This window comes from Cupriavidus sp. HE11 (genome assembly GCF_056097175.1).
This window is the reverse complement of record NZ_CP184464.1, coordinates 2,496,975-2,522,482: the sequence shown is the minus strand read 5'-3', so window position 1 is coordinate 2,522,482 and position 25,508 is coordinate 2,496,975. Positions and strand designations below refer to the sequence as shown.

The window sequence follows — 25,508 nt, the reverse complement described above, 5'->3', positions numbered from 1 at the left end:
GATAAGAGCGGGGACGGGGACGGCATACAGCCGTCCACAGAAGTCGGGAAAACCGCCATTTTACCTGATCGCCGTTACGGATTTACGCCTTCCGGCCCCCGACCATCCGCGCATCACACGGCCGCCCCGTCATACCCCTACTTTAGTAGGGATCATTGTCTTAACAACATCGCGGCCGCATGCGGTAATGTACGCCTTAATGTACTAAACGTACGCTTAGTCAGACACTCGAACTACTTTTGGTAGTTTTAGTACATCATGACGTGAGACAACAGCCGGCACAGACTGGCGCCACCATTTCCGCGGACGTGCGCGACGGACACGCGGGAAGGAACAGACGTGGTGAATGCAAGGGGGTAGTCAGATGGAACAAGCCGCCATCCACGGTGCTATCCGTGGGTTGTATGAAGGCATCCTCGATCCCGCCGCATGGCAGCAGAGCCTGCGCACGCTGACCGAGATCGCCGACACGGCGCATGCATCGATGATGGTTTGGGACACGGTGCGCGACCAGGTAACAGTCAACGAAGTAGTCAATCCCGTGGCGGAGTTGTTCACCGCCTATGAAAACGATTTCCAGGCCATCGACCCGGCCAAGGCCTTCGCGCCCCGGCTGGTGCCCGGCGCCTGGTACATCGACGCGCGCGACCTGGGTCCCCAGGCCATGGCGCGACATCCGTTCTATCGCGATTTCTTCAATCGGTTCGACCTGCGTTCGTACGTCGCCTGCCTAGTGGAACGCCAGCCGCACTACGAGGTGTATTTCTCGATGCAGCGTGCGCTGTCACAGGACGCCTTCTCGGGCGAGGACACGCGCCGGCTCGACTGGGTCGTCCCGCACATGCGCAGCGCCATTGCCATGCGCGACCGCACGCTGGCACTGTCGACCATGGCCTCGATCTCGGCCCGCCTGCTGGAACGGCTGGCCTTTGCCGTGGGCGTCTACGCGCCCGACCGGCACCTGCTGCTGGCGAACATGGCCGGAGAACGCTGGGCGCGCCGCCTGGAACCTTCGGGCAAGACCACGGCCTGGCATCTGTCGCGGCCCTTTGCCGACATGGTGCAGGCGGCTTGCGATCCCGGCAATCCGCTTGGCGCGCAAGCGGCGCGCGCCAGCGACGATCACGGCAACCATGCCGAAGTCCTGGTCCTGCCGCTGCCGCCCACGCATGCGTTTGCCTCGCAGTGGCAGCAGCCGGCAGCGCTGGTTGTAGTGCACGAGGCCGGTGCGCCATCGGTACTGCTGGACACCGTGCTGCGCAATCTCTACGGGCTGACGCCGGCCGAAACGCGTCTCGCGGCGCGCCTGGCAACGGGCGAAGGCTTGCCCGAGGCGGCCCGTCACATGCGCATTCGCCACGAGACCGCGCGCACCCAGCTCAAGGCCGTCTTCCTGAAGACCGGCTGCACGAGCCAGGCGCAATTCACCCACCTGCTGACGAAGCTGGCGGCCACGCTGGACGGAGGCTGACGCCTGCCCTGCCGTCCCCTGCACGCGAATCCGCGCTGCGGCCCCTGGCACGCCTCGACCATATCGACCGTCGGCAAGTCGCGATGCACGGCGGCACCCTTCGCTCGCGTGCCCGCCGCCAAGAAGAACAAAGGAAGTAACGTAATGAACGCAGCTGACATGCATGAGACCATTCGTGGCCTATATCTGGGCGTGTTCGAGCCCCTTGCGTGGCAGCGCAGTCTCTACGCGCTGTGCGAACAAAGCGGCAGCATCCAGGCATCGTTGCTGGTCCTGGATACCCGGCTGCAGACCGTGCAGGTACGCCATATGGTCAACCGTGCGCCCGATAACCTCGCCATTCTGCCGCCGCCCTACCGGCTGCACAGTGGCATGCCGGTATCCGGATCAATGCCCGTGGGCGGCTGGCATATCGACCAGCGCGACACCGCCGGCGCCAGGGCGCCCAACCAGGCCTTTCTTGTGGAGTCGTTGGACGACGTCGCACTGACATCGGTCATGGCCTGCCTGGTGGACCGCCGTCCGGAGCACGAGATCTATCTGGCCCTCCAGCGCCCGGCCAGCGAGGACGGCTATTCGGAGACCGACGCACGCGCGCTGGACTGGGCCATTCCGCATCTGCGCGAGGCCATGGCCCTGCGCGACCGCACGCACGCAGTGGCGGCACAGGGCCGTGTCTCGGCAGACCTGCTGAATCGCCTGCCATTCGGCGTGGTCGTGTTTTCGGAATCGGGCAAGGTTCTGCTGGCTAACGCGGCCGGCTCGCCGTGGCCGCGCCGGCTGCTGCCCGGAGACGCCACCGACAGCAAGGGCAGCACCAATGGCAACGGATGGCACCTGTCGCGGCCTTTCGAAGATGTCGTGCGATCGCTGTGCGACCCGAACTCGCTGCAGCCGGCCCAGGCCATCCAGGCCATTGGCGCCGATGGCCGCGCAGCACAGATCGTGGCCGTGGCGCTGACGCCCGCGCTCTTTCAGTCTTCGGAATGGGAAGGGCAGCCGGTACTGGTTTCCATCCACGAGAACCGCGGGCCGCCGCGCGCGGTGCCGGCCGTGCTGCGCGACCTCTACGGCATGACGCCCGCCGAAATCCGGCTTGCCATGCTGCTGACCACCGGCATGGGTCTGCCCGACGCCTGCACGCAGCTGGGGATCAAGCGCGAGACCGCGCGTTCGCAACTGAAGGCGATATTCACCAAGACCAGCACCAGCACCCAGGCGCAGCTCGCCCACCTGCTGACGCGCCTGAGCGGCATCCTGGCCGAGCCGGCCGACAACGAGCTGCAGACCTTCTAGCCCAGCAGCCGCAGCGCGGTGTACACCGCCATACCCACCACGATCATCCCGACCATGCGTCTGGTCAGCACATAGCAAACCGTGGCGGCAATGCCCGCCATGAGCTTGTCGTTGCCCGGCGCGATCGTGAAGTGCCCTTCGAAGGTCAGCAGGTCGGGCAGGATGATGGCCGCCAGCGCCGCAGCCGGCGCATAGCGCAGCGCGCGCTGGATGCGGTCCGGCACCGTCACGCGCTCGCCCGCCATCAGGAACAGCGCACGCGAGAACACGGTCACCACGGTCATGCCAAGGATGGCAATCCAGGTATCGAGATGGCTCATGCCTGGTCTCCGGTTGGCTGGCGGCCCTTGCGGGCGCGGATGCCCTTCAGCGTGGCGCGCGCGGCCATCTCGTCGCTGGCCATGCCGGCGGCAATCGCGGCCACCACGGCAATCACCAGCGCCAGCCGGTACGGCAGGTCGAAGCACAGCAGCGCCACCACGGCCGACACCACCACGGCCATCAGCGTCGAGCGCGAATTGATAGTCGCGATCATCACCGGAATCAGCGCCAGCGTGCCTGCCAGCGCCAGGCCCCAGCTGTCCGGGAACAGGCTGGCCAGCAAGATGCCAATAATCGACGACACCTGCCACGTGGCGCCGTTGATCAACGCCATGCCCCAGAAGTACCCCTCCTTGCCCGGCGCGTAACCCGGCTCGGCGTAGCGCTGCATGAAATAGACAAAGTGCAGGTCGCCGTTGAAGAAGCCCAGCAGCGTGCGGCGCCAGCCCGGCAGGTAGTTGAAGTGAGGCTGCAGCGCGGCGCTGAAGATCACGAAGCGCAGGTTGACCACGGCCGCCGTGAGCCAGACCGTCCAGATCGGCATGCCCGCCGCGAACAGCGGCAGCACGGCAAGCTGGGCAGACCCCGCATAGACCAGCAGCGACATGCCGATGGCCTCCGGCACGGTCAGCGCCGACTTGCTCATCGCCACCCCGGTGACCAGGCCCCAGGAAAATACCGCGGGCAGCGAGGGCGCGAAAAATCGCGCGCCGTCGAGAAAGGCGTTGCGCTCCACCTCGGCAAAGCGATGCCAGAGGCGCAACCACACCGGGGACGACTGTCGGGGTGTCATGGCGAGATGAGAAGAGACGGTACGGCAGGCCGTCTTGTGTGCGGCATTGCCGTCAGGAAGGGCCATCGGCCACGCAGGATGCGTGGCCGATGGCGGAGCAGCCATTATAGGGCCGCTGGTGCCACTGGTAAGCGGTGGCTTAATTGCGGGCGGCGCGACTGTTGTTTCGAGGTCAAAGCGCCGCCGTCACATGGCAATCCGGCCAGCATCCCGACTGCCCAGGGCCAGGCAGATCCAGCCCGGCCCAGACCCGCCCGAATCAACTCATGCGGGCTTGCCGGCCGGCGCAGCCGGCGCCAGCGTCGTTGCGGCCGTGACGCCGGCCGGCTCGGTGGCCTCGTCATGGTCGTCGCCGCCACCGGCCTGGCCAAGGTCGATGCCCGAGGTCTCGGGCAGCAGCGCCGCGGACACCATCACCAGCGCGTAGCCCACCCCGGCCACCATGGCGATGGCAAGCGCCAGCGACGTGCGCCCGCTGTTGAGCCAGCCCACGGCCAGCGGGAAGAACGACCCGATCACGCGGCCCAGGTTGTACGCCACGCCGTAGCCAGTGGCCCGCACGCCGCTCGGGTACGACTCGGAAATGGTGGCACCGATGCCCGAGAACACGCCCTGCATCAGCACCCCGAGCGGAAAGCCCAGGAACAGCATCGACGTATTCGAGACCGGAATCACCATGTAGATCATCGCCATCACGAAAGCGCCAGCCGCAAACGCGATATAGGTCAGGCGCCGGCCCCAGCGGTCGGTGGCATAGGCGCCGGCCACATAGCCGACCAGCGAGCCCAGGATCGTCACGGCCAGGTAGGAACTGGTGCCGAATACGGACAGCCCGCGCTCGGTCTTCAGGAACGTCGGCAGCCAGGTGGCAATGGCGTAGTAGGCGCCCAGCATGCCGCCCGACAGCAGGCTGCAGAGCAGCGTCTTCTTCAGCAGCGGCTTGCGGAACACGCGCGCCAGGTCGGCAGAGGCCGAGACCTTGCCGCGTTCGGCGCGGCTTTTCAGGAAGACTTCGGGCTCCTCCAGGTTGCGGCGCAGGTAGACCACCACAAGCGCCGGCAGGATGCCCAGGAAGAAGCAGACACGCCACGCCACTTCGGGTTCGAACAGGTTGAACGTGATGGCATAGGCGATGGCCGCGCCGCCCCAGCCAAACGAATAGCTGCTGGCCGTAAAGCCCGAGTACTTGCCGCGATGCGCCGGATTGCGGATCAGCTCGGTCACCAGCACCATGCACAGCGACGATTCCCCGCCGAAGCCCAGGCCCTGCAGCATGCGGAACACCATCAGCTGTTCTGGCGAATTGGCGATGCCACACAGGAAGCAGGACACCGCGAATACCAGGATGGTCCAGCGCAGCACGCGCACGCGGCCAAAGCGGTCGGCCAGCAGGCCCGCGCCAACGGCGCCGACCAGCGACGACACCAGCGTCCACGTGACGATGGCCCCCGCCATCGACTTGCTCATGCCCCACTGCGCCAGCAGCGTCGAAATCAGGAACGAATAGATCATGAAGTCGAACACGTCGACCGCATGCCCCAGAAACGCCCCGTAGAACCCCTTGCGCTCGGCGCGCGACAACTCCTTGAACCAGTCCAGCATGATCGCCCTCCCCTTTTAGCGATTTTGCGATGCAGCGATGTCGTGAATTAACGATTCGGCGATGAAGCGATACGCGGTGGCCGGAAGCCATGGCCGGCGTCTTCCAGCAACTGGGCAAAGCGCAGCGACGTGAGGTCGCCGTAGCGGCGGGCCACGATCTGCACGCCCACCGGCAGGCCATCGCGCGCGGGGCCGATCGGCGCCACCGTCGATGGCAGGCCGCACAGCCCCGAATGGCCGGCCCAGAACAGTTGCGACGTCAGCGGCCACGGCTGGCCGTTGACCGTGATCGTGCGTTGCCACGGCTCGCCCTGTTCGTCGAGCGCAAAGGCCGTGGTGGATGCCGCCGGGCACAGCAACACGTCAAAGTCGCCAAAGAACCGGTTCCAGGCACGCGCGAAGGCTTCGCGGGCCGGTTGCATCAGCAGCCAGTGCCGGTGGCTCAACGCGGCCCCGGTGAACTGCAGCGACGCATAGTCGGCGTCGTCGCCGTTGGGGTCGCCGGCACGCGCCAGCGCATCGGCAAATGCGGCGTCATCCATATGGAACGACGTCGTCGCGCGCAGCAGCAGCACGTAGATGCGCCACAACTGCGCGGCGTCGAAGTCGGGACGGACGTTCCAGGCAACCGCTACCCCCGCCGCCTCCAGCTGGTGTCCGAGCTGCTCGATGGCGCTACTGACCGTCGCGTCGACTTCGGCCAGCGGATGGCTGGGCAGCACGGCCACGCGGAAATCGGCCAGGCGCGTGTGGTCGCATGGCGGCAGGTCGAGCTGCCACGCGGGCGCGTCGGCGGCATCGGGTCCGACGATGGCGCGCAGCACCAGTTCCAGGTCGCGCGCGCTGCGGGCCACGGGGCCGGCCACATTGATGTCCTGTTCGGCAAACCCGGTCCGCGCATTGCCATGGCCGCGCAGCGGCACGATGCCGTGGCTGCTCTTGTGCGAGAACACGCCGCAGTAATGCGCCGGGTTGCGCAGCGACGAGCCGATATCCGAGCCGATATCGAAATAGCTCATGCCGGCGCAGACGGCCGCCGCGCTGCCGCCGGACGACCCGCCCGGGGTGCGCGACAGATCGTGCGGATTGCGCGTGGTGCCATAGACCGCGTTGTAGCTTTGCCAGTCGCGCAGGCCCAGCGGCACGTTGGTCTTGCCCAGCAGCACGGCGCCGTGCGCACGCAGGCGCTCCACCACCACTGCATCGGCCCCGGCGCGATGATCGGCCCGCGCCGGCACGCCGCATGTGGTAGGCCAGCCGGCCACATCGAACGATTCCTTGATCGAGAACGGCACGCCATCGAGCGGCCCGCGCGAGCGCCCGGCCTGACGGCGCGCATCGCTCTGCATGGCCGCCTCGCGGGCCGCCTCGAAATCGGCCAGCACGATCGCATTGACCTGACCGTGATGGGCATCCCAGGCCGCCTGGCACGATTCGACCAGCGCCAGCGCCGTGGTTTCTCCACGCGCCAGTTGCGCGGCGGCAATGTGGGCAGGCATCCAGCGGACATCTGGCCGGGACGGATCGGCCGGCACGGGGTCGGGCAGGGTCACAGTGGCTCCGTTGTTGTCATGGGCGCGGCGCACGACATCTGGCCGAACCTGTGGGGGCATGTTGGAAGCAACGCGTCGGGATCAAACGACTCGGTATACTATATTCCGAATCCAAAGAATCTCAAGGCAGTATTTGTGCCAAGGCTGGATGCACCGCAACAGTACGTGCAGACACGCAGCTGCCCCCCATCCTCCGCCTGTGGGATAAGGGTTGGGCGAGAGGGCAGGCGTACCGTACCCTTGCCACGCAGCAAAAACGGCCCTCGCAAGAAAGACCTGCAAATGTGCGTTCGCACCAAAGCTGGGATGAATTTGTATACCGTTTGGTGCAGGCGCGTCAGATTTGGCCCGACCTGCCCCATCCACCGGTCCCGCTCCCGCGATGCGGGAGCGGGAAGCCACCTGCCGGGGAGGCAAGCTCAGCGCCGCAGCAACCCCACCAGTTCGTCGATATCGGGCAGCGGCACGTCGCGGCCCGTGGCCTCGTCGGCAGACGCGTCGAGCACCCCTTCGGCCAGCGCCCGCTTGCCCTGGTGCAGGTCGACGATGCGCTCCTCGATCGTGCCGGCCGTGATCAGCCGGTAGACCGTCACCGGCCGCTGCTGGCCGATGCGGTGCGCGCGGCCCATCGCCTGGTCTTCCGCAGCCGGGTTCCACCACGGGTCTGCGATCACGACGTAGTCGGCCGCGGTCAGGTTCAGGCCGAAGCCACCGGCCTTCAGGCTGATCAGGAACACATCGCCCTCGCCGGCCTGGAAGGCCGCCACGCGTTTGGTGCGTTCGGCGGCGGGCGTGGCGCCGTCCAGGTACTGGCACGCCAGGCCCGCCTCGTCCAGCGGCTGGCGCAGCAACTGCAGGAAATCGACAAACTGGCTGAAGACCAGCGTCTTGTGGCCGTTGGCTGCCAGCGTGGCTGCCAGTTCGGCAAAGGCACGCACCTTGGCACCGGGATGGCCTGTCTCGGGCGTCACCAGCCTTGGATCGCAGGCCGCGCGGCGCATGCGCATCAGTTGCGCCAGCACGTGGATACGCGCCTGAGGCTCGGGCAGCGTCGCGCGTGCCTTGCGGTCCTTCCGAGGTCGCAACAGCGCGCGTTCGGCCTCGGACAGCGCCTGGCGCCGCAGCGCCTCGTAATGCGCGGCCTCGGCCGGCTCGGGGGCCACGCGGATCACCAGTTCCGTGCGGGATGGCAATTCGTCCAGAACTTGCGCCTTGGTCCGGCGCAGCACGAATGGCGCGATCATGCGGCGCAAGCGGGCGCGCGGGTCACGTGCCCCGTTGCGTTCGATCGGATTCGCAAAATGCTCGTTGAAGCGCGCCAGCGACCCCAGCAGGCCCGGATTGCAGAAACGCATCACGGCCCACAGTTCCGCCAAGCGGTTTTCCACCGGGGTGCCGGACAGCGCGATACGGCAGTCGGCCTGCAGCGCGAACATGGCCTGCGCGCGCCGCGACGACGGGTTCTTGAACGACTGCGCCTCGTCCGCCACCACCGTGTGCCAGGATCGGTCGCAGAATGCACGGCGCGCCTGTTGCAGCAGGTTGTACGAGACGATCACCAGATCGTGCGCGCCGGCCTGTTCGACGATGGCCGTGCGGTCGCCTTCGGCGTACACATGCACCTGCAGCGCCGGCGCGAAGCGTCGCGCCTCGGCCGCCCAGTTGCCGCATACCGACGTGGGCGCCACCACCAGCGCCGGGCCGCCGGCCGCGCGCGCCAGCAGTACGGCCAGCGACTGCAGCGTCTTGCCCAGGCCCATGTCGTCAGCCAGGCAGGCGCCGAAACCTGCCTCGGCCAGCGACATCATCCAGCGATACCCCTCCACCTGGTACGCGCGCAGGTCGGCGGCCAGCGTGGCCGGCACCGGGGCATCGGCCTCGCGCGCGCTGCGCAGCCGCTTAACGCGTGTACGGAAATGCGCATCGGGATCGATGCCCACGCCGGCCAGTACGTCGTCGAGCCAGGGCGTGGCCACCAGCGGCACGCGGATGCCATCGCGCACGCCGTCGCCCACGGCGGCCAGGTCGCGCAGGCGCTCGCGCAGTTGGCGGGTCAGGGCCACGTACACGCCGTGCTCCATCGCGATAAAGCGGCCTGCGTGCCCATGCGCCCAGGCCACCAGCTTTTCCAGCGACAGCACCAGGCCTTCCGCCACGTGCAATTCGCCCACCAGCTTGAACCACTCGCTGCCGGTTTCGACGCTGACCGCCAGTTGCGGCAGATCGGCCGACAGCACGCGCAACTCCCGGCCGCGCGGCCATTCGAGGTCGATCACGCCTGCCAGGCCCGGCAAGGTCTCGATCACGGTCAGCGCGTCTTCGGGATCGTCCAGCGTCCAGCTGTGCTCGCCGCTGGCCGGCGCCTGCTGGACCAGGAACGGCAGCGCATCGAACACCTCGGCCACGTGGGCCTGCTCGGCAGCGAGATCGCGATAGGTGACCAGCGTATCGCCCCCGATCGTCGCCATCAGTTGCGCGCGGCCATGAGCCGGAGCCAGCCGGGGGCCAGGCGCCCCAAGCGGCGTCACCACCAGGCGCAGGCTGATGCCGCGTCCCACGGGCGCCACTTCGGCCCGCAGCCGCGATTCGGGGTCGCGCTCGCGCGCTTCGCCCGAACTGTCGGCGTGGATCTGAAAATGGCCCGCCAGCACGCGCAGCGTGCTGTCCAGGCGCGCCTGTGCCGTGGCCGGCACGGTCAGGCCGCCGGCAATCAGCTTGGCGGCCTCTTGCTGGGCAGGCGTGAAGCGGATCACGCGCAGGCGGCGCGCGCCGTCCTGCAGCACCGTGACCTGGCGCAAGGCTTCGGCTTCCTGCTTCGCGGCGGCCGGCAGGAAGTCCTCCATCGACTTCGGCGCCCGCATCGGCGGCACGATGCGCAACTGGAAGCGGTCGCCTTCGCGCACAGCCTCCAGCGAAGGTGCAGCCTCAAGCACCTCCATCGGTACGGTAGGCGCGTGGGCCAGCACCACGGCCGGGTGTCCGACCAGCGCCATGATGGCGGCGGCGCGGTCCAGCACCAGGCGCCGGTTGCGCGAGCTGTCGCGCCGGATCGTGCGCGCCACACGGGCATCCCACGGCGGGAGGGTATCGTCGTCGGCCACGCGGGCCAGCGTCACGGGGCGCGGGCGCGTCCAGCCACGCGTGCCCCAGCTTTGCTCCATCGGCTCGATGGTGCCGATCTCGCCGTCCACATCGAGCGTCAGGGCCCACAGCAGGCGGCGGCCCGCGCCGGTGGCGTCCGGGGCCGGCTCGCCGCCAGCCAGTGCCTCAAGCGCCCCCAGCGCGTCCTGCCAGCGGTCGCCACCGGCGGGTTCGTCAGGGTCGAGAGGGGTGGGAGCGGACTGGGACACTGGGAACGAAGGGCGCGCAGGTCGGGAAAGAAGGTGCGATTGTAGAACGGTGTGTGTGCCGCGCCGCGTTGGCACGCAAGGCCCCCCGGCTTACAATGGCGCCTTTACGCCTTTTGTTGGTGCGTCGGGACAGGCCATGACGATGGCAGATCGCGACGGCAAGATACGCGGGAAGCGCATCGGGCGCGGCCAGATGTACCGCGCGGACGAAGCGTTCTTCGCGGCCGTTGGCGGCACCGACGAGAAGTACAGGAAGCGGCTGACGCGGGTCTGATCCGGCGCCATCCGCAGAACACCAATCCATCCCTGCAAGACAACCGCAAGACCATGACGCAAACCGCAACCGTCGTCGAAATCGGCGCAGAAGACATTCCGCTGCATTGCCCCACCGGCAACACTCCGGCCTGGAACTACCACCCCCGCGTCTTCCTGGACGTGGTGGACACGGGCGAAGTGAAGTGCCCGTACTGCGGCACCGTGTACAAGCTCAAGCCGGGCACCGTGCTGAAGGGTCACCACTGACCCGCGCGGCCCACGCCTCTTCCTGCCGTTTCGACCTGACGCCCCGGGCCGCCCAGCGCCCCGGGGCGTTGACATGCCCGGGCAAGCAAAACAGGGCCACGCACCAAAGGGCCAAGCAATACCCACTTTCATGAGAAAAGCCCTCGTTATCGCCCCTAACTGGATTGGCGACGCGCTGATGGCGCAGCCGCTGTTCGCGCTGCTCAAGGCTCGCCATCCGCGCCTGGTCATCGATGCCCTGGCGCCCAAATGGGTGGCCCCGGTTCTGGCGCGCATGCCCGAGATCGGCAAGGTGTTCCCGAGCGACCTGGCACACGGCAAGCTGCAGCTCAGCGCGCGGCTGATGTTCGCGCAGCAGCTCAAGCACGAAGGCTACGACGTGGCCTATGTGCTGCCGAATTCGCTGAAATCGTCGCTGATCCCGTTCCTGGCCGGCATCCCGCTGCGCATCGGCTATCGTGGCGAAGCGCGCTTCGGCATGCTGAACGTGCGCCACGCCAATCCGCCGCGCGACAAGCGTCCGCCGATGGTGGAGCACTACGCCCGCCTGGCGCTCAAGCCCGGCGCGCGGCTGCCCGAGTCGATTCCCGACCCGCGTCTCAAGGTTGACCCGGCGCGCATGGCCGCCACGGCCGAGCGCTTCGGCATCGCTCCCGGCACGCGCGTGATCGCGTTCTGCCCGGGTGCCGAATACGGCCCGGCCAAGCGCTGGCCCGCCGCGCACTTTGCGGCGCTGGCGCAGATGCTGCGCCGGTCGTATCCTTACGCGCAGATTGTGACGCTGGGGTCTGGCAAGGACGCCGAGATCGCCGAGGAGATCGTGCAGGGTGCGCCGTTCGTGCGAAACCTGTGCGGTCAGACATCGCTGGACGATGCCGTGGACCTGCTGGCGCTGTCCGAAGCCGCGGTCTGCAACGACTCCGGCCTGATGCACGTGACCGCCGCGCTGAACCGGCCCCAGGTGGCCGTCTATGGTTCCAGCGACCCGCGCCACACGCCCCCGCTGTCACAGGCAGCGAGTATCATGTGGCTTCAACTCGAGTGCAGCCCCTGCTTCAAGCGCGAGTGCCCGCTGGGCCACCTGCGCTGCCTGAAGGAAATCGAACCCGAAATGGTGTTCGTCGAGTTGCGCAAGCTCCTGCACCGTCCCTGACCCAACCAACATGCCCCGTTTCGCCCGCCTGTTCGATTCCGCCGAAGACATCGTCGAGGCCTTCCGTGAAGCCATGAAGTTGCGCGATGCCGATGGCGCGCTGCGCCTCTGGCTGGACGAGGACTCGGTCACCTGCGTGATGCCCGACGGCCAGCGTCTGATCGGCCATGAGAACCTGCGCCAGGCCTTTGCGCAGCTGCTGGAAGAGCAGCCGGTGCTGATCGACGCCATCGAGACCAGCAGCCATTCATCGCTGGGCGTGTCGATCTTCGACGTCACCGAAGCGCTGCGCTTTGGCGAAGGCCGTGTGGAAGCCGACCTGTTCGTGCACACCACCTACGTGCTGATGCAAAACCACGAGGGCTGGCGCCTGGCCCATATCCACTGCAGCCCGGCCAACGCCGTGCAGGTGGCCGCCGTGGCCGCCGCACCGGGGCAGGCCCTGCATTGACGGCCGTACCGGCCATGCCGTTGTTCGGCGACACGTTCCAGACGCCGTGGTGGCTGCGCGGCGGCCATGCCCAGACCATCCTGCCGGCCCGCTTCACGCGGCATCGCCGCATCGCGTTTCGCCGCGAACGCTGGACCACGCCGGACGGCGACTTCATCGACCTCGACTGGACCACGCACCCGACAACGCCCGGTTCGCCGCTGGTTGTGATGTTCCACGGCCTGGAGGGCGATTCCAGCAGCCACTACGCACAGGCGCTGATGGCGGCGCTGCGCGACCGCGGCTGGGCGGGGGTCATCCCGCATTTCCGTGGTTGCTCGGGCGAACTGAACCAGGCGCCGCGCTTCTACCACTCGGGCGATTCCACGGAGATCCGCTGGGTACTGCACCGGATGCGCGACCAGTTGCATGCCACCGAGCCCGGCCGGCCGATGCTGGCCGTGGGCATCTCGCTGGGCGGCAATGCGCTGCTGCGTTTCCTGGGCGAGGACGGCCGGGATGCCAGCTTCCTGCGCGGCGCGGCCGCCATCTCGGCACCGCTCGACCTGGCGGCCGGCGGTGCAGCGCTGTCGAGCGGCTTCAACATGCTCTACACGCGCATGTTCCTGCAGACGCTTAAGCGCAAGTCGCTGGCCAAGCTCGACCAGTTTCCGGGCCTGTTCGACCGCGAGGTCATGCTGCGCAGCCGCGACCTGTACGCGTTCGACAACGTGGTGACGGCGCCGCTGCACGGCTTTCGCGATACCGATGACTACTGGGCGCGTGCCTCCAGCAAACCCATCCTGGGCGAGATTCGCATTCCGACGCTGGTGCTCAATGCCCGCAACGACCCGTTCCTGCCCGCCCCGCATCTGCCCGGCCCCGCCGATGTCAGCGCAGACGTGCTGCTGGAACAGCCCGCTTACGGCGGCCACGTCGGCTTCATGACGCCGCGTGGCGGCCTGCTGGGACAACTGCCGCTGCTGCCGCTGGCCGGGCATATCGAATGGCTGCCCACGCGGATCCTGGGCTTCTTCGACAGCATCGGCAAATAAAGGAGACACCATGGATGAAGTGGTCAAGCAAGCCATGGCGAGGTGGCCGAACGTGCCGAACTGCTTCGGCTGGCTGGCGCTCGACCGTCGCGGCCAATGGCGCATGCGCAACGAGTTCGCGCAGCAACACGGCCTGTCTGGCGATCCGATCCGCCATGAGGCGCTGATCGGCTTTATCGAGCGCAACTACACGCACGATGGGCACGGCGCCTGGTATTTCCAGAACGGCCCGCAGCGGGTGTTCGTATCGCTGGCGTACGCGCCCTGGATTGCGCGCCTGCACAACGGCGCGCTGACCACGTCCACCGGCCGCGCATTCACGCCGGCGGCGTGCTTTGCCGACGAACACGGCAACGTCTTGCTGTCCGGCACCGTGGAAGGAGTGGATGGCGAGCAGGCGGCGCTGCTGCATGATCACGATCTCGACGCCTTCAGCACGGCCAGCGACTGGCACGGCGAGGCATGCGGCGCAGTGCTGGGCGTCTTTCACCATGCCGGGCGCGATCTCGACATCGAGCCCATCCTGGAGGCGGAAGTGCCGAAGCGCTTCGGCTTCGTGCGGGCGCCAGTGGCGGAGTAACTCCGCACCGGGGGCGTTAGTTCGGCATGCCCTTGTTGTCCTGCCGGTCTTCCTTGAACTGAAGCTGCAGCTGGTGCAGGCGCGCGTCGACTTCCGAGAGCGTATAGAAATCGCCATCGCCGGCCTTGCGCGCGATCTGGAGCTGTTCGATGGCCGCCTGGTACGAGCCGTCCATCGCATACTTCTCGGCCAGCGCCTGATGCTGCTGCAGCCGCTTGCCCTGCGCGGCATAGGCACGCGCCAGCAATTCCCACCACTCCGAACGGCCCGTCTCCTCGCGCGTGCGCGAGCGCAGGAAGGTCACAGCATCGTCCAGCCGGTTGGTGGCGAGCAGCGTGTCGGCATAGGTCAGCGCGGCCGCGTGCGATAGCGGGAAAGCCTTCAGCGTGGCGGCCGCCTGCGTGAGCGCATCCTGCGAGCGGCCCTCGCTGCGTGCCAGTTCCACGGCCATCACATCCAGCATCGGCGTACCCGACGTGGCGCCCGGGATCGTGCCGTACAGACGCCGCGCCTCGGCCAGGGCCTTTTCGGCATCGACGAACCGGCCCAGCTGCTGGTTGGCGAATGCAATGCCGTAATACACCGCCGGCAGCCGTATGGGCGGGGCCTTGGACAGCTGCGCCTGGAACGAGGCCAGCAGGTTGCGCAGGTCGTTCGGCGTGGGCGACTGCAGCACCGCCGCGCGCACCCGGGCGAATTCATAGTCGGGCGTATTGCCAACCTTGTGCGCGGCCACGTGGCGCACACGATCCTGCATGTCGGCGATACGTTCGGACGTCAGCGGGTGGGTGCGCACGTAGGCGGGCACGGAATTGTCCGAGATACCCATCACCCGTTGCAGCCGCTGGAAGAAATCGGGCATGCCCTGCGGATCGAAGCCCGCGGCGGTCATGATCTGGAAGCCCACGCGATCCGCCTCGCGTTCGGCGCCGCGCGAGAACGACAACTGGTTGGCGATGGCCGCGCCCTGCCCGCCCATCGCCAGGGCCGCCGCCGCATCGCCGCTCTTGGTGGCGGCCAGGCCGGCCAGCACCATCGACGCCAGCGCAATCCACATCGACTGGTCCTGGCTGGTGATGCCACGCGCGATATGCCGCTGCATGACGTGGCCGATTTCGTGGCCCAGCACCGATGCCAGTTCGGATTCCGTATCGGACTGGACCAGCAGGCCCGTATGCACGCCGATATAGCCGCCCGGCATCGCGAATGCGTTGATCGAACGGTCGCGCACGCCGAACAGCTCGAAGCCGGTAGCGAAGGTGCCCGACCCGTTGGAACCGGAAATGTTCATGCGCCGGGCCGCCTGCACCAGACGGTAGCCGAGCGCGTTCAGGTAGTCGTTCAGCAAGGCGTCCGACACGTAGTCCGGATCGCGCCGGATGCTGCGCATGATGCGGTCGCCGAGCCGCTTTTCCATGTCCGGCGACAGCGACGCCGTGGACGGATCGCCCAGATCCGGCAACTGGATGCCGGCGCTTTCCACCACCGTATTGCCGCTGCGCAGGCCGAATTCCGATTTCTGGCCCGCGCGGACGCTGCGGTTGAGGTTGTCGTAGACCTGGTCGCTGACCGTGCTGTTCAGGGTGGGCACTGGGGCCGAAACCGACGAGGTTTGCGATGCCGAGGTTTGCGATCCCGATCCCCCCGACGTGGCGGCCAGCTTCGCATTGGCAGCCGCGGCGGCACTGGTCCGGCCCGGCTGCGCCGCGGTCGTGGCAGGGGTCGTGGCGGACGCGCCCTGCGGCCATGCGGGCGCCGCCATGGTCAGCACGAGCACAGCCGCGACGGCGCGCGTCAGATGTGACGCACGGACGGCAGGCACGGCGGGCTCCTGGGCGCGGGCACTCGACCGGACGGGCAGGCGGCGAGGCCAAGATGTCTTGGGCATGTTGCTATGATAGCGGCCTCTGGATGCCGTTCACATCGGGCAAGCCCCAGCGCCGGCCGCCGTTGTCTTGCGCCACGTTCCCGGCCCCGTTGCGACCGCCCCATTCACCCCTTCCCCCTGCCCTACCTTTGCCGCCCATGAGTCAGCTCACCCATTTCGACACCGCCGGCCAGGCCCACATGGTCGACGTCGGCAACAAGACCAGCACCCATCGCGTGGCCATAGCCACCGGCACGATCACGATGCTGCCCGAAACCTTCGCACTGGTCCGCGACGGCACCGCCAAGAAGGGCGACGTGCTCGGCATTGCCCGCGTGGCAGCCATCATGGCCACCAAGCGCACGGCCGACCTGATTCCGCTATGCCACCCCATCGGCCTGACCCGCGTGGCAGTGGACTTCGCGCTCGACGAACCCAGCTCGACCATCGCCTGCGTGGTGCGCACCGAAACCCACGGCCAGACCGGCGTGGAGATGGAAGCGTTGACCGGCGTGCAGGTGGCGCTACTGACAATCTACGACATGTGCAAGGCCGTGGACCGGGGCATGGTCATGGGCAACGTGAAGCTGCTGGAAAAGCACGGGGGGAAGTCGGGGGATTGGGTGGCGGCATAAGCCAGTCCCGAAACAGCATGTTCCGATTCAGAAGCTCCTTGTCGCGCTCCCGTCACGCGCCCGTGCCGGCACATGCGCCTTGTTCGTCCCGCCCGTAATAAAGGTAACGCCACATTTCCGGATGTCCCGAAATGCCCCTGTCGGCGGCAAATTGATATTCAATGCAAGACATGACGGTTGCCGTCAGTCGTCCGGCCGCAAGGTTCGGACGTTAAGCACAGGCAGGAACTCGAGGTACACATCATGAACGGGCGCAAGCTCTGCCAGATCGTTCTGGCAATGGCCGCGATGGGCGCGGCGGGGTACAGCACGACAACGCTGGCCCATGGGTATTACCACGGTGGGCATGCCCACGTGGGTGTAGGTGTCTACGTGGGGCCGGGCTGGGGTTGGGGTCCGGGATGGGGCCCCGGCTGGTATCCGTATGGTCCGTACTACGCTCCCGGCTACTATCCGGGCTACTATCCGTCACCCGCCGTCGTGGCAGCGCCGCCGGCGGAGCCGCCGCAATATATCGAACAGGGCAGCGACGGCAATCCGGCCGTGTCCGATGGGTCGTCGCCCAACGCCTGGTGGTATCACTGCGCCCGGCCCGAAGGCTATTTCCCTTATGTGAAGGACTGCCCTGGTGGCTGGCAGCGCGAGCAGCCCCATGCACCCTCTTCGTCCGCACCCGTTCCCGCTGCCCCTGGAGTCACGTCATGAGATTGCGTTCGTTGAGTCTGCTGATCGCGGCATCGCTGGGCCTGGGTGCCTGCGCGGTGATGCCTTCGGGGCCGAGCGTGATGGCGCTGCCGGGCACCAACAAGACGTTCGACCAGTTCCGCGGTGACGACTACAACTGCCGGCAATTCGCCTTCGGGCAAGTAGGCGGGACCACGCCGCAGCAAAACGCCAACGCGGCGGCCGTGGGCAGCGCCGTGGTAGGCACCGCGCTGGGTGCGGCGGCGGGCGCCGCGTTCGGCGGCGGCCAGGGTGCCGCCGTGGGCGCCGGTGTCGGCCTGCTGACCGGGTCGGCGATCGGAGCCGGCAATTCCTACAACGCCGGCTATGGCTCGCAGCATGCGTATGACGCCGCCTATGTCCAGTGCATGTACGCCAGCGGCAACCGCGTGCCCGTCTATGGGCAGATGGTGACAGCGCAACCGCCGGCACGTGCGGCAATGCCACCACCCAACTACCAGCCGTACTATCCGCCCCCGCCTCCGCCGGGCTACGTACGCTGATCCAGCCCTAGTTGTCCTGAGACGCGCGGTGTTGACCGCGCTGGACGCGCAGGTGTACCCACGCGCAGAACTCGCGCGGCCGGCGATCGGCGCCCAGCGCATCGCAATCGCGCGATAGCGCGGCGAACTGGGCCACCTCATCCCCCTGGTAGTAATAGCGCAGGCGTTCCATCCAGAGCCGGGCGCGCGCCTGCTCGCCAGTCAGCGCAAGCAGCCACGCGCTGCGGCGGATCAGGTTGGGGGTGGGCAGCAGGTGCAGCGCATCGACATGGCCCGGCAGCAAAGCGGCTGCACTATCGGGCGTGATGGTCATATGCTCGGCGACGTCCGATGCTGCGTGCTGGCGGAACCAGTAACGGGGCATCGGCAAGGCGTCGCGATGCGCATCGCTCGCATATTCCCGCGCCTCCACGCGCTTGTAGTCCTGCCACAGTGTGACGAGCGCCACCGCCGACACTGCCACGAACACCAGGCTCGCCACCATCGCGCCGCCACGTGGCCACGGCCGGCCGAAGCCCGATGGCTCCAGCCAGGCCAGCAGGAAGCAGAACGGCAGGAAGAAATACAGGTAGTGCAACGGGTACTCCAGCATCGAGTGCGCCACGAGCATGGCCAGCCAGACCAGCACCGGCACCGCCATGCTTCGCTCGGCCGCGTTGCCACGCCAGATGCGGTCACGGATCACGCGCCAGAACCATGCCGCCAGCACGAGCACGACACCAGCGGTGCCAACCGCGCCCGTCTTCGCCAGAAGATCGAGCATCGCGTTATGGGCATGCAGCGACATTTCCGCTACCACCTGCACTTGCGACGCCACCTGGAACTGCGCCCATCCAAACTCGCCGTAGCCGACGCCCAGCCATGGATGCGCATGGAACATTGCCAGCGCCTGAGACCACAGTGCGCCACGATAGGAAATCTGGTTGCCCGACTGCAACTGCGAAACGGTATCGAACAACCGCCAGTCGAACGCCTGCCCCGCCATCTTGATGGCCGGCTGCAGCACCACGATGCCCACGACCAGCAGCACGGCAGCAGCGACCAGGCCGGGGGCCCGATGCATCGGGCTGACCCCACGCGGCGTACCGCGTGCCATGGCGGCCGCCAGCAACGCGTATATGGCCGTCAGCCCGACATGCACAAGGCCGGTCCGCGACCCGGACAGCACGATGCCGCTTTCCAGCAGCGCCGTTGCCACCAGCCAGGTCGGAAACTGCAGCCAGCTGCGCGTTGCCAGCCAGATGGCAGCCGCCAGCGCCAGGCCATTGAGCGTCGCCTGATGGTTAGGCTGGTTCAGGTTGCCCCATAGCCGCCGGTTGGTGTCGTAGAAATACTCCGACACCAGCCCGAACGCCTGGTCTTCCATGTGGAAGACCTGCACCCACTGCGCCAAGGTGCCTAGCAGCCCCGCCACCAGAAAGGCGATGGCCAGCGCATCGACGATGCTGGCCCGACGATCCACCGACGATGCCTGCCCCATGCGCCAGGCGCCCAGCATCACGGCCGCGCCCAGCGCCAGCACCATTTGCGTGGTCAGGCGGCTGCCGGAGACATCGGCCATGCCCGACGCCGCCTGCAGCAGCGTGGTTGCAATCAGCCAGAGCGGGAAAGCCGCCACCCAGGGAAACGCCTTGCGAGGCCGGGAGCCCGACACATCGACGCGCACCAGCGCCAGCACGGCCACCAGCGCCACGCCAAGCAGCGCAGCCGTCCATTCGCCAAAGAACGTCGCCAGCGGCAACGTATGCCGCGAGACCAGAAACGGGAGGGTGAAGGCAACGACAATTGCCGTCGCGGGAAGCGTGGCTCGGTGCAGCGGCATGCGCGCAGGGGGCTCAAGGAGACAAAGGCGCCATGATAGCGTGGCGGCCAGCGCCGATGGGGCAGAACCGCTCCTGCACGCGTCGGTCACCCTATCGAGGACGCACGGACCGACCTGGATCGGCCGGCCCGCGATGCTGGGCGACTACGTCCCGTATCAAGCCTTTTTGGCTGCCCCCTTGCATGCCTGCGGCAGGAAACGCTGCGCGATCTTGTCTGAATCGCACTTCCACTTGATTGAGCCCTTGTCCGCGTTGTCCATCGTCAGCGTCATGGTCTTGCCTTTCAGCTCCTTGGACACGCCAGACTGCCTGAATGTCGCGATGATCGTGCAGTTGCCCTTGTCATTGGCGGTGCCGCCAACGTTTACGCGCTCCACGTACTTGCCGTTGATATCGGCCGCAGCCGGGATGCCGTCTGACATCTCATTGGCGTTGTTCGGGCAATTGCCGGATTGCGAGAACGTTTCCGTTACCGACACCTTCTGCCCCGACGCCAGTGTCAGCCCCTCGGATATCTGCGCCCGTGCGATGTAGTCCTGGTACTGCGGAATGGCAATCGCCGCCAGGATGCCGATGATCGCGACGACGATCATCAGTTCGATCAGCGTGAAGCCGGCGTGGCGACCCTTTTGGTAATGCATGTTGACCCCTTCTGAAGTTGTTGGAATGGCATTGCGCCGGCAGCCTCCAGGGCCATCGGCACGGCCATCTTCGGGGGAGTCGCGTCGCCTCCGGATTGATTCAGGGCAAGGCGGCAAACATCGTTGCAATCGCAGGCAGATGCAGTCGATTCGATACGAATTATCGCGCTCAGTCGTTTCCCGGACGCGGCTCGGAACACTCCGAACCGCGCCCGGGGCTGGCACAGCCAGCCACCGCCAGCCACACCCTCACCTGCCTGGCCTGGCGCTCATTCGGCCGAGGCCTTCGTCAGTTGGATGCAGGCCTGCGGCAAGTACTTCTTGTCGGCCGACGATTCGCACTTCCACGTCACCGAGCCCTTGTCCGCGTTGCCCATGGTCAGCGTCACGGATTTGCCGGTCAGGCCCTTGGCGATACCACTATCCTTGAAGTTCGCCGTGATCGTGCAGCCGCCAGCTTCGGTGGCGGTGCCGCCGACCAGCACGCTGCCGATGTAGCTGCCGGATATGTCGGTCGAAGCCGGGATGCCGCCGGCCACCCCACTGGCGTTGCTGGGACAGCTGCCCGAGTTGGAGAAAGCCTCCGTCACCGGCGCCTTCTGCCCCGACGCCAGGTTGACCCCTTCAGAGAACTGCGAGCGCGCCACGTAGTCCTGGTACTGCGGAACGGCGATGCCCGCCAGGATGCCGATGATGGCCACCACGATCATCAGTTCGATCAGCGTGAAGCCGTGTTGCGTACGGCTGGCGGCGCAGTGGGCACCGCGATGGATGGCGTTCAGTTTGCCTTGCATATTGACCCTTTCGTTGTCGTCGTGAAATTGACGTGTTGAATTGGAAGTTCAGCCGCGCGTGGCTGGGGTCATGATCGGGAGAACACTGGCGAGGCTCCAATGACCTCGGACAATTCCCACAGAAATGTGGGAATTGTTTGGAAATCCGCAGGAGTCCGTGGCGCGGACGCTGCAGTTCCAGTGTTGTAAAAACAAAACGGGCGACCCATGGTGGGTCGCCCGTTTCAGGCTCGCGATGCTACTTCTGTATTGCCCGATACTGTCGTCAGGCGGTCTGTGCGCTACGGCGGCGCATCAGCTTGCCGATCAGCACGACCAGCACGGCGCCAATCACGCCGAACACCAGGTGTGCGTGCGGCACATGAACCTGGAACCACTCGGCATCCACCGGATCGCTGACCAGCATTTCGCCAGCCAGGTAGCCCAGCAGCGCGGCGCCCAGCACGATGATGATCGGGAAGCGCTCCATCACCTTGAGCAGCAGCGTGCTGCCGAAGACGATCAGCGGAATCGACAGGCCCAGGCCGATGATCAGCAGCATCAGCTGGCTACCTTCGGGGCCCTTCTGCGCGGCAGCGGCCACCGCCACCACGTTGTCCAGCGACATGACCAGGTCGGCGATCAGGATCGTGCGGATCGCGGCCCAGATGTTGTCCTTGGCGTCATGACCGTCTTCGTCGTCATCGCCGGTCAGCAGTTGCACGCCGATATAGACCAGCAGGACGGCGCCCACGATCTTCAGGTACGGCAGGCTCAGCAGCTTGACGGCTGCCACGGTCAGCACCACCCGCATGATGATGGCGGCGGCGCTACCCCAGAAAATGGCCTTCTTCTGCTGGGCAGGGGGCAGGTTGCGCGATGCGAGCGCGATCACCACTGCGTTATCGCCCGACAGGACGATATTGGTCAGGATGATCGACCCCAGCGCAATCCAGAACGTGCTGCTGGACAACAATTCCACGGCTAGACTCCTCGAAATTCCAAAGTTATGTTCCGTGCCCGCGGAAGCTGCCGGATTCGGCCAACTGCGGACTTTCGGATGTCTGAACTACCAGACATGAAGATTTATCGTACGAACCTTTCGATTCGGTTTCAACGGGGGTGGTTCATGTCTCGGGATATACCCTAGGACATCTGCCACGCCAGAACGACATTGCCCCCGCCACAGGGACGGGGGCAATGTATTGCGGTGCGTGCGGCGTCATCTCGACCCCGCGCCCCGCAGGTACGGCGCGCCGTGCGATGTGCCAGACAGGCCACACGGCACGGCATCGACCTGGCTGCTTACAGCATTGCCTTCAGCAGACGGCCCATTTCCGACGGGTTCTTGGTGACCTTGATACCGCAGGCTTCCATGATTTCCAGCTTGGCCTGGGCGGTGTCGGCACCACCCGAGATCAGCGCGCCGGCGTGGCCCATGCGCTTGCCCGGAGGCGCGGTCACGCCAGCGATGAAGCCAACCACCGGCTTCTTCATGTTTTCCTTGATCCAGTAAGCCGCGTTGGCTTCGTCCGGACCACCGATCTCACCGATCATGACCACGGCGTCCGTATCCGGATCGTCGTTGAACATCTTCATCACGTCGATGTGCTTCAGGCCGTTGATGGGGTCGCCACCAATGCCGACAGCCGACGACTGGCCCAGGCCCAGCGCGGTCAGCTGGCCCACGGCTTCGTACGTCAGCGTGCCCGAGCGCGACACCACGCCGATACGGCCCTTGCGGTGGATGTGACCCGGCATGATGCCGATCTTGATTTCGTCCGGCGTGATCAGGCCCGGGCAGTTCGGTCCCAGCAGCAGGGTCTTCTTGTTCTGCTTACGCATCTTGTCCTTGACTTCCATCATGTCACGGACGGGGATGCCTTCGGTAATGCAGACCACCAGGTCCAGGTCGGCGTCGACGGCTTCCCAGATGGCAGCAGCAGCGCCGGCGGGCGGCACGTAGATCACCGACACGGTGGCGCCGGTCTGTTCCTTGGCGTCCTTCACGCTGGCGTAGATAGGAATGCCTTCGAAGTCTTCGCCGGCCTTCTTCGGGTTCACGCCGGCAACGAACGCGTTCTTGCCGTTGGCATAGTCACGGCAGCCACGGGTGTGGAACTGGCCGGTCTTGCCGGTGATGCCCTGGGTGATGACCTTCGTGTCCTTGTTGATCAGAATGCTCATTTGCTAGTCCTTTTAGTCGCCCCGCCCGGCTGCGGCCGGGCGGCAACGAAAGTTGTCCTTACTTGCCAGCGACAGCGGCCACGACCTTCTGGGCGGCTTCTTCCATCGTGTCAGCCGAGATGATCGGCAGACCGGAATCGGCCAGCATCTTGCGACCCAGTTCTTCGTTGGTGCCCTTCATGCGGACGACCAGCGGCACGCCCAGCTGCACGGCCTTCGACGCGGTGATCACGCCTTCGGCGATCACGTCGCAGCGCATGATGCCGCCGAAGATGTTGACCAGGATGGCCTGCACGTTCGGGTTCTTCAGCATCAGCTTGAAGGCTTCGGTCACCTTCTCGGTGGTGGCACCGCCGCCAACGTCCAGGAAGTTGGCCGGCTCGCCGCCGAACAGCTTGATGGTGTCCATGGTGGCCATGGCCAGGCCGGCGCCGTTCACCAGGCAGCCGATGTTGCCGTCCAGCGAGATGTAGGCCAGGTCGAACTTCGAGGCTTCGATTTCGTTGGCGTCTTCTTCGTCCAGATCACGGTACGCAACGATTTCCGGGTGACGGAACAGTGCGTTCGAGTCGAAGTTGAACTTGGCGTCCAGGGCGATGACCTTGCCGTCGCCGGTCAGGATCAGCGGGTTGATTTCGGCCAGCGAAGCGTCGGTTTCCCAGAACGCCTTGTACAGGCCTTGCAGTGCCTGGCGAGCCTGGGCGATGCTGGCGTCGGGCACGCCGATCTTGCGGGCGATGTCGTCGGCGTCAGCGTCCTTCAGGCCTTCGGCCGGATCAACGATCAGCGTGTGGATCTTTTCCGGGGTGTGGGCAGCGACTTCCTCGATGTCCATGCCGCCTTCGCTCGATGCCATCAGGGCCACCTTCTGCGACACGCGGTCCACCACCAGCGAAACGTACAGTTCCTTCTTGATGTCGGCGCCTTCTTCGATCAGCAGGCGGTTGACCTTCTTGCCTTCCGGGCCGGTCTGGTGCGTCACCAGCGTCATGCCGAGAATGTTGCTGGCGTAGGTCTTCACCTCGTCGATGCTCTTGGCCACCTTCACGCCGCCGCCCTTGCCGCGGCCGCCTGCGTGGATCTGTGCCTTGACAACCCACACCGGGCCGCCGAGCTGTTCAGCCGCCTTCAGGGCCTCTTCGACCGAGAAAGCCGGGATGCCGCGCGGAACCGGCACATTGTATTTGCGCAGGATTTCCTTGCCTTGATACTCATGGATATTCATGCGTGTTTCCTTTCGGGTAGGCGTAAAGGGATTGGAAAAATAGTTGGAGACGAAGGGCTTGCGCCTGTTTCCTAGAGCCGACCGTGACGGTCAGCCCGACGTACCGTTGGGCCGGTGGGCCAGGGTGTCTTCGCCACCTGATGCGGGGGCATCGGCGCGTGACGCGGTCTGGGGGGACGACGCCGCAGCGCCGGCTTTCGGTTTCGGCTGGTGACCATACCAGCGCGGGTAAAACTGGCGAACCACCTCGCCCTCGAAATGGAGCGCGTGGCATCCATGGAGTTGCATCGGTGGTTCGGGATTGGGATCGTCGGCGCCGTCGCGAATCTTGAACACGTCGCCCGCGAAGGCCTGGATGGCTGCGGTCGGCAGCACGCCGGCCAGTTCGGTGAGATGGGTGCAGCCGGCCACATGGCCCAGCCGGTCGCGCACGGCCTTGCGGAACCCCTTCATCAGGTTCAGGCCGATCAGCTTGCGGTAAGCCGGGCCGATCGTGTCGCAATGCGTCGGATAAGGCACCCAGTCAGAGCATGCCTCGGCGTCCACGATATTCAGGCGCAGATCGATCGTCACGCGCAGCCACAGATCGTGCAGCGGCTGGCCTTCGGGACGGATGCGGTTGGCGGCCAATTCGATATCGCGCGGCTTCGTATCGGTCAGCCGGGCCTCGATGTCCCACAGGCCGTCATCCCGCAAATACGCTTCGGCCGTGATGGCACGGCGATGACGCAAGGCACGGTTGACGGGTGGGGAAAGCGGCATGACAGCGGGGCTGAAGCGGCAGGCTGAACGTGGCGGAATTCGGGGGCGGTACTTACGCGGGGTTCGCTACGGCGAACTTCGCGGCTTGCTTCCGTCCGGGCAGCCCGGCGCACGCCGGACGGCCGCCTGGGCCGGGGAACTCGTGGAGTTTAACATGCCGCGCTGCTTTGACCGGGAACATCCTGCGCGACAGTCTGTCCGGCCCGGATTGTTGCAATGACAAAGACGTCAAACCCGCTCCAC

General features: G+C 66.4%; 24 protein-coding genes. 11 read left to right on the top strand and 13 right to left on the bottom strand.

Annotated features, from left to right (window positions below; translation table 11 throughout):
* The first annotated feature begins 364 nt into the window (after window positions 1-364).
* Window positions 365-1,471, top strand: coding sequence for a helix-turn-helix transcriptional regulator (locus tag ACOABP_RS11715; protein ID WP_474225142.1), 1,107 nt, complete (start codon window positions 365-367; stop codon window positions 1,469-1,471).
* 144 nt (window positions 1,472-1,615) lie between these two features.
* On the top strand, window positions 1,616-2,767 hold the full coding sequence (locus ACOABP_RS11710) for a helix-turn-helix transcriptional regulator (RefSeq protein WP_474225141.1): 1,152 nt from the start codon (window positions 1,616-1,618) through the stop codon (window positions 2,765-2,767).
* Here the strand turns inward: ACOABP_RS11710 and ACOABP_RS11705 are convergent.
* The 5 genes from ACOABP_RS11705 to ACOABP_RS11685 form a co-directional block, all read right to left on the bottom strand.
* Window positions 2,764-3,087 carry an AzlD domain-containing protein gene (locus ACOABP_RS11705; RefSeq protein WP_066739418.1) on the bottom strand — a complete coding sequence of 108 codons (324 nt, stop codon included), beginning with the start codon at window positions 3,085-3,087 and terminating at the stop codon, window positions 2,764-2,766. The two genes, ACOABP_RS11710 and ACOABP_RS11705, sit on opposite strands and share 4 nt — an antisense overlap.
* Window positions 3,084-3,881 carry an AzlC family ABC transporter permease gene (locus tag ACOABP_RS11700; protein WP_066739419.1) on the bottom strand — a complete coding sequence of 266 codons (798 nt, stop codon included), beginning with the start codon at window positions 3,879-3,881 and terminating at the stop codon, window positions 3,084-3,086. The genes ACOABP_RS11705 and ACOABP_RS11700 overlap by 4 nt, the downstream gene beginning before the upstream one ends.
* Before the next feature lie 264 nt (window positions 3,882-4,145).
* On the bottom strand, window positions 4,146-5,483 hold the full coding sequence (locus ACOABP_RS11695) for an MFS transporter (RefSeq protein WP_474225139.1): 1,338 nt from the start codon (window positions 5,481-5,483) through the stop codon (window positions 4,146-4,148).
* A 47-nt stretch (window positions 5,484-5,530) separates the two neighbouring features.
* Entirely contained in the window at window positions 5,531-7,096 is a 1,566-nt protein-coding gene (locus ACOABP_RS11690) for an amidase (RefSeq protein WP_474225138.1), read from the bottom strand.
* 359 nt (window positions 7,097-7,455) lie between these two features.
* Window positions 7,456-10,386, bottom strand: a complete 2,931-nt coding sequence (locus tag ACOABP_RS11685) for a DEAD/DEAH box helicase (RefSeq protein WP_474225136.1) — start codon at window positions 10,384-10,386, stop codon at window positions 7,456-7,458.
* 136 nt (window positions 10,387-10,522) lie between these two features.
* Between ACOABP_RS11685 and ACOABP_RS11680 the strand changes: the two genes are divergently transcribed.
* From ACOABP_RS11680 to ACOABP_RS11655, 6 genes are all read left to right on the top strand, one after another.
* A complete protein-coding gene (locus ACOABP_RS11680) occupies window positions 10,523-10,660 on the top strand; it encodes a hypothetical protein (RefSeq protein WP_474225135.1) in 138 nt (45 codons plus the stop codon).
* 53 nt (window positions 10,661-10,713) lie between these two features.
* Complete coding sequence (locus tag ACOABP_RS11675; RefSeq protein ID WP_029051276.1) at window positions 10,714-10,908, top strand: zinc-finger domain-containing protein; 195 nt, start codon at window positions 10,714-10,716, stop codon at window positions 10,906-10,908.
* A gap of 130 nt (window positions 10,909-11,038) precedes the next feature.
* A complete protein-coding gene (gene waaF, locus ACOABP_RS11670; RefSeq protein ID WP_474225134.1) occupies window positions 11,039-12,061 on the top strand; it encodes a lipopolysaccharide heptosyltransferase II in 1,023 nt (340 codons plus the stop codon).
* A gap of 10 nt (window positions 12,062-12,071) precedes the next feature.
* The gene (locus ACOABP_RS11665) at window positions 12,072-12,512 is read left to right on the top strand and encodes a YybH family protein (RefSeq protein WP_474225132.1); all 441 of its coding nucleotides are present in this window, start codon (window positions 12,072-12,074) and stop codon (window positions 12,510-12,512) included.
* 14 nt (window positions 12,513-12,526) lie between these two features.
* Window positions 12,527-13,546, top strand: coding sequence for a YheT family hydrolase (locus tag ACOABP_RS11660; protein WP_474227822.1), 1,020 nt, complete (start codon window positions 12,527-12,529; stop codon window positions 13,544-13,546).
* A 10-nt stretch (window positions 13,547-13,556) separates the two neighbouring features.
* A complete protein-coding gene (locus ACOABP_RS11655; protein WP_474225130.1) occupies window positions 13,557-14,126 on the top strand; it encodes a DUF2946 family protein in 570 nt (189 codons plus the stop codon).
* Window positions 14,127-14,142: 16 nt separating this feature from the next.
* On the opposite strand, the gene ACOABP_RS11650 is transcribed toward ACOABP_RS11655, so the two are convergent.
* Window positions 14,143-16,014 carry a beta-barrel assembly-enhancing protease gene (locus ACOABP_RS11650; RefSeq protein WP_474225129.1) on the bottom strand — a complete coding sequence of 624 codons (1,872 nt, stop codon included), beginning with the start codon at window positions 16,012-16,014 and terminating at the stop codon, window positions 14,143-14,145.
* A 137-nt stretch (window positions 16,015-16,151) separates the two neighbouring features.
* Here ACOABP_RS11650 and moaC point away from each other — a divergent pair, with 137 nt between their 5' ends.
* From moaC to ACOABP_RS11635, 3 genes are all read left to right on the top strand, one after another.
* The gene (moaC, locus tag ACOABP_RS11645; protein WP_474225128.1) at window positions 16,152-16,628 is read left to right on the top strand and encodes a cyclic pyranopterin monophosphate synthase MoaC; all 477 of its coding nucleotides are present in this window, start codon (window positions 16,152-16,154) and stop codon (window positions 16,626-16,628) included.
* Between the two features lie 243 nt (window positions 16,629-16,871).
* A complete protein-coding gene (locus ACOABP_RS11640) occupies window positions 16,872-17,333 on the top strand; it encodes a hypothetical protein (RefSeq protein ID WP_474225126.1) in 462 nt (153 codons plus the stop codon).
* Window positions 17,330-17,854: a hypothetical protein gene (locus ACOABP_RS11635; protein ID WP_474225125.1), complete on the top strand. Its 525-nt coding sequence runs from the start codon at window positions 17,330-17,332 to the stop codon at window positions 17,852-17,854. Before ACOABP_RS11640 ends, ACOABP_RS11635 begins: the two co-directional genes overlap by 4 nt.
* Before the next feature lie 7 nt (window positions 17,855-17,861).
* Here the strand turns inward: ACOABP_RS11635 and ACOABP_RS11630 are convergent, their stop codons facing one another.
* The 7 genes from ACOABP_RS11630 to ACOABP_RS11600 form a co-directional block, all read right to left on the bottom strand.
* The gene (locus ACOABP_RS11630) at window positions 17,862-19,676 is read right to left on the bottom strand and encodes a PglL family O-oligosaccharyltransferase (protein WP_474225123.1); all 1,815 of its coding nucleotides are present in this window, start codon (window positions 19,674-19,676) and stop codon (window positions 17,862-17,864) included.
* A 156-nt stretch (window positions 19,677-19,832) separates the two neighbouring features.
* Window positions 19,833-20,318: a pilin gene (locus ACOABP_RS11625; RefSeq protein WP_474225121.1), complete on the bottom strand. Its 486-nt coding sequence runs from the start codon at window positions 20,316-20,318 to the stop codon at window positions 19,833-19,835.
* 269 nt (window positions 20,319-20,587) lie between these two features.
* Window positions 20,588-21,112 (bottom strand): pilin, encoded by a 525-nt coding sequence (locus ACOABP_RS11620; RefSeq protein WP_474225120.1) that lies wholly within the window; start codon window positions 21,110-21,112, stop codon window positions 20,588-20,590.
* A gap of 265 nt (window positions 21,113-21,377) precedes the next feature.
* Entirely contained in the window at window positions 21,378-22,073 is a 696-nt protein-coding gene (locus tag ACOABP_RS11615) for a TerC family protein (protein WP_092595240.1), read from the bottom strand.
* A gap of 323 nt (window positions 22,074-22,396) precedes the next feature.
* Window positions 22,397-23,278, bottom strand: coding sequence for a succinate--CoA ligase subunit alpha (sucD, locus tag ACOABP_RS11610; RefSeq protein WP_061954871.1), 882 nt, complete (start codon window positions 23,276-23,278; stop codon window positions 22,397-22,399).
* Window positions 23,279-23,336: 58 nt separating this feature from the next.
* A complete protein-coding gene (gene sucC / locus ACOABP_RS11605; protein ID WP_066739433.1) occupies window positions 23,337-24,503 on the bottom strand; it encodes an ADP-forming succinate--CoA ligase subunit beta in 1,167 nt (388 codons plus the stop codon).
* Between the two features lie 90 nt (window positions 24,504-24,593).
* On the bottom strand, window positions 24,594-25,265 hold the full coding sequence (locus ACOABP_RS11600) for a DUF2889 domain-containing protein (RefSeq protein WP_474225119.1): 672 nt from the start codon (window positions 25,263-25,265) through the stop codon (window positions 24,594-24,596).
* Window positions 25,266-25,508: the final 243 nt, after the last annotated feature.